At 66.4% G+C, this 425-nt stretch carries 2 pseudogenes; both read left to right on the forward strand.

Annotated elements, in window-relative coordinates:
- Positions 1–310: pseudogene (locus EOA32_RS37885) on the forward strand (aminotransferase class III-fold pyridoxal phosphate-dependent enzyme); the annotation flags it as partial.
- Positions 307–425 (forward strand): annotated as a pseudogene (locus tag EOA32_RS40495) (3-oxoacyl-ACP synthase); the annotation flags it as partial. The pseudogenes EOA32_RS37885 and EOA32_RS40495, both read left to right, overlap by 4 nt.

Here is a 425-nt window from a genome sequence, read left to right on the forward strand (position 1 = left end):
GGCCGAGCGGGTCGCGGACCTGAGCGCAAAACAGGCTGCCGGGCTTCGACGTTTTCGCGACAATCCGTTTTTTAGCGACAGCCGCGCAACGGGGACAATCGCGGCCCTCGATCTGCGCACCGGCTCCGCCGGCTATCTGGCCGAGATCGGGCCCCAGCTGCGCGCGTTCTTCCTCGAACGCGGACTTTTGGTGCGTCCGCTCGGCAATGTCCTCTATCTCCTGCCGCCCTATTGCATCACCGGCGACGAGCTCGACGGCCTCTATGACGCCATCGAGGAGGCCGGCGAACGCTTTGGCGCAAAGCCATGAACAGGTCGTCGCGCTTTCTCGGCTTCGGCCATCATGCGCCGGCGCGCAGGGTCGAGAACCCGGAGATCGAAAACCGTCTCGGGCTCGAGCCCGGCTGGATCGAGCGGCGCACCGG

The organism is Mesorhizobium sp. M1A.F.Ca.ET.072.01.1.1, assembly GCF_004023325.1.
Taxonomy (GTDB): domain Bacteria; phylum Pseudomonadota; class Alphaproteobacteria; order Rhizobiales; family Rhizobiaceae; genus Mesorhizobium.